10 protein-coding genes and 1 pseudogene are annotated in these 9,265 nt (G+C 37.2%); all 11 read right to left on the reverse strand.

What is annotated here, in order from left to right; all coding sequences use genetic code 11:
* The 11 genes and pseudogenes from ACFSUO_RS15845 to ACFSUO_RS15895 all read right to left on the reverse strand — a co-directional run bounded on the left by ACFSUO_RS15845 (position 1) and on the right by ACFSUO_RS15895 (position 8,719).
* Positions 1–711: an ABC transporter permease gene (locus ACFSUO_RS15845; RefSeq protein WP_382395872.1), complete on the reverse strand. Its 711-nt coding sequence runs from the start codon at positions 709–711 to the stop codon at positions 1–3.
* Entirely contained in the window at positions 708–1,616 is a 909-nt protein-coding gene (locus ACFSUO_RS15850) for an ABC transporter ATP-binding protein (protein WP_382395874.1), read from the reverse strand. The genes ACFSUO_RS15845 and ACFSUO_RS15850 overlap by 4 nt, the downstream gene beginning before the upstream one ends.
* A gap of 112 nt (positions 1,617–1,728) precedes the next feature.
* A complete protein-coding gene (locus ACFSUO_RS15855) occupies positions 1,729–2,289 on the reverse strand; it encodes a GNAT family N-acetyltransferase (protein WP_382395876.1) in 561 nt (186 codons plus the stop codon).
* A 104-nt stretch (positions 2,290–2,393) separates the two neighbouring features.
* Positions 2,394–2,804 carry an NUDIX hydrolase gene (locus tag ACFSUO_RS15860; RefSeq protein WP_382395878.1) on the reverse strand — a complete coding sequence of 137 codons (411 nt, stop codon included), beginning with the start codon at positions 2,802–2,804 and terminating at the stop codon, positions 2,394–2,396.
* A 161-nt stretch (positions 2,805–2,965) separates the two neighbouring features.
* The gene (locus tag ACFSUO_RS15865; RefSeq protein WP_382395880.1) at positions 2,966–3,358 is read right to left on the reverse strand and encodes a carcinine hydrolase/isopenicillin-N N-acyltransferase family protein; all 393 of its coding nucleotides are present in this window, start codon (positions 3,356–3,358) and stop codon (positions 2,966–2,968) included.
* A gap of 34 nt (positions 3,359–3,392) precedes the next feature.
* Positions 3,393–3,845: a C45 family autoproteolytic acyltransferase/hydolase gene (locus ACFSUO_RS15870; protein WP_382395918.1), complete on the reverse strand. Its 453-nt coding sequence runs from the start codon at positions 3,843–3,845 to the stop codon at positions 3,393–3,395.
* Between the two features lie 509 nt (positions 3,846–4,354).
* Positions 4,355–4,537: a hypothetical protein gene (locus ACFSUO_RS15875; protein ID WP_382395882.1), complete on the reverse strand. Its 183-nt coding sequence runs from the start codon at positions 4,535–4,537 to the stop codon at positions 4,355–4,357.
* A 29-nt stretch (positions 4,538–4,566) separates the two neighbouring features.
* The gene (locus ACFSUO_RS15880) at positions 4,567–4,920 is read right to left on the reverse strand and encodes a hypothetical protein (protein WP_382395884.1); all 354 of its coding nucleotides are present in this window, start codon (positions 4,918–4,920) and stop codon (positions 4,567–4,569) included.
* A 93-nt stretch (positions 4,921–5,013) separates the two neighbouring features.
* Positions 5,014–5,166 (reverse strand): annotated as a pseudogene (locus tag ACFSUO_RS15885) (GrpB family protein); the annotation flags it as partial.
* A gap of 366 nt (positions 5,167–5,532) precedes the next feature.
* The gene (locus tag ACFSUO_RS15890) at positions 5,533–6,537 is read right to left on the reverse strand and encodes an alpha/beta fold hydrolase (RefSeq protein ID WP_382395886.1); all 1,005 of its coding nucleotides are present in this window, start codon (positions 6,535–6,537) and stop codon (positions 5,533–5,535) included.
* Between the two features lie 1,045 nt (positions 6,538–7,582).
* Complete coding sequence (locus tag ACFSUO_RS15895; RefSeq protein WP_382395888.1) at positions 7,583–8,719, reverse strand: serine hydrolase; 1,137 nt, start codon at positions 8,717–8,719, stop codon at positions 7,583–7,585.
* Positions 8,720–9,265: the final 546 nt, after the last annotated feature.

Genomic DNA, 9,265 nt, shown 5'->3' on the forward strand with positions numbered 1-9,265 from the left:
TCAGGTCACATCCCTTCGGACAAAATCAATCATACCGGCCAGATATAAAAGAAGCCCACAGCTAATCCCAAGCCAAACAATCATGAGCGGTTCCGCCCAGCCATTCATTAATGCCGGCCACTTCCAAATCAGCCAGTCCGGTAAATTATAGGCCATGTAGGTCAATATGACGCCAATCACACCTGCAGTAACAGGTACACCCTGATTCCGGCTTACCATTGCCAGCCACAGATGAACAGCCAGCACTGGCAAGGCTGCAAAAAATGGATAAAACCCATATGTGAGCACATCGAGATATGGAATCTGTTCACCTAAATTAAGGTAAATTCCATAACCAAGTGTAAATAGCGTCAGCAGAAGTGATGCCACGAATAACAGAATCGCAAGCACAGAAAACTTTGATAGATAAATCGTCATTTTAGGTACAGGCATGGCAATCAACTGTTTCCACGCGCTTGTTTCATTTTCAATGCTGGCCATCAGCGATGATAAAATAACGATACCCAGCACTAGCGCAAGCGGAGTGAACATGTTCACATTTGCCAGATAGTAGCTCCAGTTATCGTCACTTTGCTGGAGCAGGTATTCCTTTCTCAAGCCGTAATTTACCATTTGCAGCGCGACTACCCCTAATGGACCCACTAACGTCAGAAGCCACAGTCCTTTCCGTCTTATTTTCAGAAAGTCTGATCGCAGCAGCTGGCCAATCATATGGCATTCCTCTTTGTCATTTGGAGAAAAATGTCCTCGAGTGAACGTTTTTGCTCTTCTACGCGATATACCGCAATCCCTTCCTCGACAAGCGCACGAATAACCTGTGCCACGTATTCGTCCGAGTGTTCATGCAAATAAAGAAGTCCGTCTTTGCTCTCTGCTTTGATGCCCCAACCCTCAAGTGCCTGGCTTGCCTTTATGCCGTCATGCACGCGCAGGATAATATTCTCTTGAGCATGCTCACGCAAGGCATCAATGGAATCCTGAAAGATTATCTTCCCATCCGAAATAATACCGACAGATGTTGCAATCTGATCAATCTCAGATAGCAGATGACTTGATATTAACACCGTCATTCCAAACTCGGAGGGCAGGCGTTTAATCAGATTACGGATTTCAATGATGCCTGAAGGATCCAGTCCATTTGTCGGCTCATCAAGAATCAAAAGCTTTGGCTCGTGCAGCAGCGCAATGGCAATCCCGAGACGCTGCTTCATCCCAAGAGAAAACTCCTTTACCTTTTTATCGGCCACATCACTTAAACGGACAATCTCCAGCACTTCGCCGATCCGAGTCTTGGGAGCACGATAAACTTTCCGGATAGCCTCAAGGTTTTCCTTCGCAGTCAGATGCGGGTAATACGATGGATTTTCAACAAGTGACCCGACTTGTTTTAAAATAGCAATCCTCTCTTTTTTTAAATTACGGTTAAAAATGTGAATCGACCCGGATGTTGGTTTCACCAGTCCCAACAGCATCCGGATGGTGGTTGTTTTACCAGCCCCGTTCGGACCAAGAAAACCGTAGACTTCCCCTTCTGGTATAGCCATGCTGATAGCATCCACAGCCGCCTCGTCGCCAAACTGTTTGACCAAATTGTTTGTCTGTATCACATATCCCATTAATTTCACCTCATACTTCATGATACATGCCTTTATTTAAGACCTGATTCAATAAAGGTTAAATTTTGTTTAAAAGAGGGGTGACGTATCAACCTAACACCCTGTTCCCAAATTACCTTACTTTGGCATAAATGCATGTATCTCTAAGTCCATTTCCATCGACTGCAACGTCATCATTTTTTAATATACCTTCCAATATATAACCCAACTTTTCAGGAATCCTCCGACTCTTTTTGTTTTTTGAATCACAACGTATTTCTACCCTTCGTGCTTTTAACTCACCAAATGCAAAATTAGAAATTCCTTGTACAGCTTCAGTTATGTATCCTTTGCCACTATATCGAGTATCAATCCAATAACCTATTTCGAACTTTGGTATATCCCAATTAATACGATGAAGTCCTGAAGATCCAATAAATTCCCCAGTTTCTTTAATAAAAATATGTAGTCTCAAATCGTTACGACTTATAAACTCCGTATAAGCATTTCTTGTATTAACCTCGCACTGTTCTTCTGATTGTTCGCTATGAACAAATGGCATCCAAGGTTTAAGTTCGTTAATTGAATTTTGTATAGCATTATAAACTGCTTTTCCATCCCCAGGCTTTGGAATTCTAATTAGCAATCTTTCAGTATAAAATTCAGTTGGAAACTCAATCAGTATCGGATTCATTCGACAGTCACCTTATCTGACAGTATTTTGTGTTCATTATTAGTAAATTGCTCCCGTTTGCCTAAGATGCTTTATAGCCACCCGAATGTTAAGCAAATAAGAGACTACCCCTGAAATGTATAAGGTGAAGAAGAATTCAATAGGCTTTCTACTCCACCAGGATGAAAAGGCATTAATTCATTCGCAGTTTGTATATCTATCCATTCAATTTCTAAAATCTCTTCTTTATCTTGTATAGACGCTTCTCCGTCTATAATCTCCGCCTTAAATGTTATAAATATAGCATGATGTCCTCTTTCTTTAAAAAAGGCTTCGTTCACCGCAATAATATTTTGAACCTCCACCGTCAAACTTGTTTCTTCCTCTGCCTCGCGAATAACTGCCTGTTCCAACGTTTCGCCATGTTCAACTGCTCCACCCGGGAGTGACCAGCCACTACCTCTGTTATTCACCATCAAGACTTTTTCATTGTTTTTATCATGGATAAGTGCGTATGCTACGTCAACCCTTTTCATTTTTAGCCTTCACTCCCTGAAGTTTAGTTTTTTCAACTAATAATATATTATTTCGAGTTTGTGGAACTTTTCTCCCAATTAGATTGGTATAATATCTAGCACAATGAAGGAATAATGGGTGTAATACTTATTCCCCAAGAGTGCCCATTCTTGAAGAGAGGTTAAGAGTAATTTAGATAGCCAGTCAATTCATTTTCTAGAAGATTTGTGCCTTTTAACCATTTTTTAAAATCAATTTCCAACACTTCTCCATTAGGGATTGCAGTTAAAATTTTATGTTCTTCAAATATGTATGTAAAAGTATGAAGTGTTCCGAAAAACTCATTATAAGCTTCGTTATACAAAGGTGTAGAAGCATCCCTAAAAGTGTAAAAGGCTTGTCGGACATTTTTGTTTTCTAAATTGCTTTGAGTTAGATAGCTTAATCGCCCTTGGGTACCCTCTAAATGTTCTCGGTTTAATTGGCTCATCTCTTCTCTTTGAAAATGATTCGTACAGAATAACATTTTTTTATTTTCTCGTACCTTGATATCAAATGGAGATTCTTCAACCACGACTGTATTACCATCGGAATCGCCAATTGAAAAATTATAACTCCAAGCTCCAAGAATGAGGCAATTGTTTAATCATATTGACAGCTTCATCTGTATTCTTACATGTATCAAGTAGTATTCTTATTATACTTCCCGCAGTGAGTCCATTCTGTGTTTCTTTACTATTAACAAAATGCAAAGCAACAGCAAGCCCTTTTTCATTAACTCCTTCTGTGCGCCCCATTTCATGCAAGCTATGCCCGATACTTGCGTACCCTTCATTTGGTTGAGTAAAAACAAGACGAGCATCATAGACCTCAGGCGAGAAATCATAGTTTCTGACAAGCATTTTACTGTTGACAATAGAAGAACAACCCATACCCTGGATTTCAGGAGTTCCATAACCACTAAATAGTGCAGCCCTTTTAAATGGGATATCCATTGCATCAACTATCCCATGCAATTCTTCATTAAATGAGGAGCATGTAAGGAATATATATTCTTTAATCCAGTTAAGTCTATTTCATCTTCATTTACAATTTTTGAAAACATTTCGATCAATGATTTATTCATCTGCTTACCTTGGCAATAACTAATATTGTAAGAAGTACCTCGATATTGCTCGATAGAAATTTTAAAAGGTATCATCCTTATCCTCGCTTTCTAATAGCTTATTCCACAAAGAGGATCTTATAAGCGATATTGGCGCTAATTCTTATTAGAGATTAGCGCCCTTTTGCTCAACTATGACTATCATTCTTTTTTGCTCAAAAGTAAGTGCTGCTTCCCATTACTCCACCACCAATGACTGCGCTAATACTCCCAATTAATATCCAGTGTGTAGACAAATATATACCTACCATAAGTATTAATAAGCCGACAAAAAACATAATAATGCCTATTTTCATATCCCCCACCTCAGTTCAATAAACCTTACTCCTAAAATGACCTAATGAGCCAATAAAGGAAGCAACCTTTGTTCCCAATAAGCGCCCTTTAGTTGAATATTTTTTCGTGTTATTCTTTTTCGGTAACTTTCAGCTGTCTTGCATTTATAAAAAATGCGTTACCAATTATGAAGATACCCAAAGAAATGAACATTGCTATCCCAGAATATTCATCATCAAATATTGTAGTATTAATTAAAATGACAACCATCATCAATACAAGTGATATATATAAGCCGATAATATATTTCATTTATGAACCCCCTTATATGACCCTTAAGATTACTTTTTACTTTTATTCCCAAAGTTAAAAATTTCATAAAGTAAAATATTAGAAACAACAATTATTCCTATAATGGCATAAGCTTTTTTTGGTGCATCAAAAATAAATATTATTATTGCAAAAAAGACAAAGAATGTAATAGCTCCTATATAATTTCTTTTTCTACCACTCATATTTTCATCATTTCTCTTTATACCAAATACCTCGAAAAGAAAAACAATGAAAATAGCTATTATTCCTATTATTATAAAATTAGTTTTAGGGAGATCAAAAGCAAAGATAATAATCACTAATATAATAAACATAATAATAGCTTGTAAATACTCTTTTTGTTTGTTTTTGTTCTTGAACATAATATCCTCCCCTAAACAATCTGGACCTTATATGTCATATTGTCGGCCATTCCTTATTAGTGTATAGCGACCTTTTACGGAAGAACTTCACTCCTATCTTTTTAGAGCAGACTTAACAAATTCGGTTTTTACTTCTGCATATTTATGTTTATTATTATTATTTGCCCTTGATAATTTCATTTTTAGTTGCTGATATTCAATTCTAGCTTTATCATTGCTTCTTAGGTAGTCTCTAAATTTGAGTTGTAACTGCGCCCGATAATTTAAGTGTATTACTTCACAAAGATTTTTTATAAGTAACAAAAAATGGGATCAACAAAGAACCAATAAAAAAATAAACAGTGCTATTCCGATTGTTACAAGTATGTTTTGAAAGGGTGAGCGAAATTTGGCAAAGGTCATCATTGGTAGAATAGTCAAAGAGACAAAAATGCAATAAGAGTTGCGCTCTTTCCTGATCAAATCTGGCGAGATAATTGAATAGATTATACAATCCTAAAGGCTTTCAGGGGATCTAATAGTATGGTGATTTTGTTTTGCAAAAATGTGAAAAATGTAATGAACAATTTAGTTGGAGTAAAATCTACTTGCGCCCTTTGCAGAAAATTCAAATTACATAATTCCCAATACTTCATCTTGCATAATTTCATAAAAACGCTCCGGCTCCTCAATAAAAGGGGTGTGGGATGAATTTTCAAAGGTGAACATTTTCTTGTGTGGAGCTGTTATCGATTCATAAAAACGTTTAGCCTGGGTGTGTGTTGTTTGATAATCATGCTGACCCTGAAGTATAAAGACTGGGAGGTTAAGCGTTGGAACAAGTTCTACTAAATCAGTTGTTGCCATGACATGACCTAACCATTGGTAACTGGAAAAACTCCCTCGAATAATATTCATCCGTTCTTTAAGAGTATAATTTGGACAAGAAAAAACATGTCGTAGATTTTCAAAACTTGAGTATCCATCACGTTTAAAACCAACTCCATACTTGTTTGTATATTTTGCTCTAACTGCGCCGTATGTACGATTCTTATAGTAATTTTCATCAAATATTACTTTTTCTATTTTTTTAGCCGCACGCTTATCGTTCTGATTTATTGCCGTTTTTAAGATAAAATTATATGTCTCATTCTCGGATTCTTTTGCTGCTCCCACTTGACCAACACCTATATAAGCATGAAAAAGTTCAGGTTTTTTATTTGCTACAAGACTTCCAAGGTAGGTACCCCATGAATGTCCAAGCAGAAATACCTTTTCTTGTGAATGTTTTTCTCTCAAATAGTTAACGACCTGAATCGTATCATCAACTAGCTGTTCAACAGTCAGTGGCTTATCGGTTTCTTTATCATGGTACGACATTCCTGCACCTCTTTGATCCCAATAACAGACGTCGAAGAACTGTTCAAGCCTGGTACCATGAGCTTTAATGATTGGGTAAATTGGAAATCCAGGACCACCATGTAAAAATAATAACAATGGTTTTCCTTGATTTAAAGACTCCATGATCACCCCTTGTCGTAATCCATTAATTTCTAAATATTCCTTTGTTATTGTTCCTTTTTCATTTTTCTCGATCATGTTATTCAAAGGTTTTTCAAAAGACTTTAAAAGCACCATCTCATGTCCCCCCTTCCTTTTGTATATTTCTATACTTCTTAATTGCTGAGTTCCTTCTTAAGCAATGTTGCACATTTCAGCAACATGAACTATTATAGTGATAGGTAAGCCTTTGAAGTTATCGCCAGCTTCCCCCCCCACCTCACACCGCACGTGCAGCTTTCACCGCATACGGCGTTCCAACTAATCCAATTTCAATTAATCATCGGCACTTTGTGTGCCTCAATTCTTCCGTTTCAATAAGTCGGTGCCGTCCAGTGGAAGGTGAACCTCTATTAGTCTTACAAGAACCTTATTGTCCGTTAAAGATTTGCCTTGCATGATTAAATGAATCTTTTATTAGCCTAGTGGCTATCCCTCCACGTTCATTACACGTTTCAGCGGTACTGCGCCACCACTTTCACTGATATGAAGAAAAGTTATACAGTCGCTATTCTCACGATCATTTTCCTTTTCAACGCCTCACCGGGAGTAAGCCCTCCACGTTATCAGCTTACAACGTTGAATTATGTCTATTGTGGAACAAACTTAGGTGCTTCCTATGAGCCTGTTAGCCTTGCGTGTGCCTATAACACAAGGTGGATTTTCATATAATCGATTCTTACTCATCCACAGCTAACCCTACATGTGGTAGTAAATACATTTCTATATAATGCGCGTCTATACCCGTACATTCAGAAGTTCGTCAGCAATACATTATCTTATTGTATTTTACATTGCATTCTCACCATATCTGTTCAACCCAAGCACTATGATTTACACCACCCCATCAGGTAGGCTTTCGTCAGCCGAACTGTTACGGTAAATTCTCGCGCCTATTGGCCGAGCTTATAACACACTCCTTCTTACTAAACAGCGTGCTATTCGACGCAGGGGGAGCCTTTCAGAGCGTTACTTTTTCATTCGACTCCTCGACATAACCCTTCAGTTAAAATAAAATTGAAACTGCCTGACCTTTACCGAAATTGTGTGGCCACATTTCATTTGAGCCAGGAACGTTTCGCACCAATTACCGCGCCCTTTTATTGAATAACCTTGGACAAGCTCAACCATCAAAAAAAGCTTTTAATTTATCTTCCCAGTCAGGGCTTCCTGTAAGCACGGCTGACTGAAAAGCAGAAGAACTGTTTGAAAGCTTAACTGTTTCGTATCCGTAGATGTCGTTGAAAAAGACCGCCAACTCCGTTTTATTTCCTTGCTTATCTTCTGCATAGAAAGCATATGTAAGTATGTAAGCCGTTGAACCTCCCTTGCCACCTAAACTTTTAAATCTTTTTTGGTTTTTCTTTCCGTCCATTGGCCACTCCATAATTGGCTGTAAGTGCTCCCAAATACGAAATGGAAAATACAATCCTTCGTTCATTTTCCGTACAATTGAAACATATTCGAAAGTCGTAGAACGGACAAATCGTTTGGACGACAGCCTATCAAATTCGATATTGTGCCATGCTTTTATGTTAACCTGACTCTTATAAGAATCATTAATATCTTGAATGAGTTTATCATGAATTTTAATGGATTCTTCAATGTAGGCTGCTTGTGACATTTCCTCAATGTATGTCGCTATCTCTTTCGCATCCTTTTTATCATGAATATCAAGCCCCTTTTGATGTGCAATTTCATATGGAATAAAAAGAGCTGATACAAAAGGATAAATTTGCTCATGTTTAGACAACTGAAGCTTATCAAAATTAGCATTTATTCTGTCGAGTCCAAGCCGCATCATCAAGAATTCTGTGTTAGCATTTGAACTGTGGGACATCATTCCTTTTGCAATCTCCATCAATGAAACAGTTTGGTTTTGCAAAAGTCCTTGTTCTTTCATGGTTTTCAACCAGGCTTCGTGAGCGCCGCCATCTGTCCCAGGTATATAAAACCGTGCCAGATCATCTGTTTTAATTTTTTCGGCTGGATTAATTTCACTATGTGCAGCTTGTTGAGAATATTCAATGGCTATAATAATCTTCACTGTGCTTGCCAATGAGAGCAATTGATCAGATTGAACATCCGCAAGGCTTTTTCCATTTTTTATAATGGAGAGTGAGGATCTCTCTGGGTTTTTAGCAATAAATCTCAAAACATAATCTGCATCAGGTTTTTTTGTCCATTGATTTAACCAAAGGAACCCCATTACTAACAAAAGAACAACTAAACCAATAGATATAGCGATATAAAAAAACATGGAATCTACCTTTCAGGTAATAATAACGTGGTTAAGGATCATATCGATTAAACTTGAGCACTATTCTTATTCCTGATTCGCGCCCTTTTCTTGAATAAGCTCTATTCACTCTAAAAGTAATTTGTAATTATCTTCACCCATCCAAATATTGCAAGTATGATTATTATCAGCCATAAAAATCCAACACGTAAAATTCTTGGAATAGAAAACCAAAAAGATACAATCTTTAATGATGTGCTATCTTCGTTATTTTTATCATCTTTAATTTTGACCCCTCCTTCTTTAGCAAAGTGTCCTGATAAAGCAACATTGGGCGCAATTCTTATTCAGTGAAAGCGCTCCGATAGTTGAAGATAAAGATAAATCACCTGATTGTTATAAAAAGTTACCAATAAACTCCTTTATTGAAACAGAAAACATAACGAGTGCTGTAACAATGTATAGATACCCCCACTTTCTTTTATCTTCCTTAACTATTTCTAAACCACTAAAAAAGAAAAATACAGTTAAAAATAAAGGAAAAAGACTCTCCGAAATATTAAAATT

Origin of the sequence: Lentibacillus juripiscarius, from assembly GCF_042685205.1 — a bacterium.
Classification (GTDB): Bacteria; Bacillota; Bacilli; order Bacillales; family Amphibacillaceae; genus Lentibacillus; species Lentibacillus juripiscarius.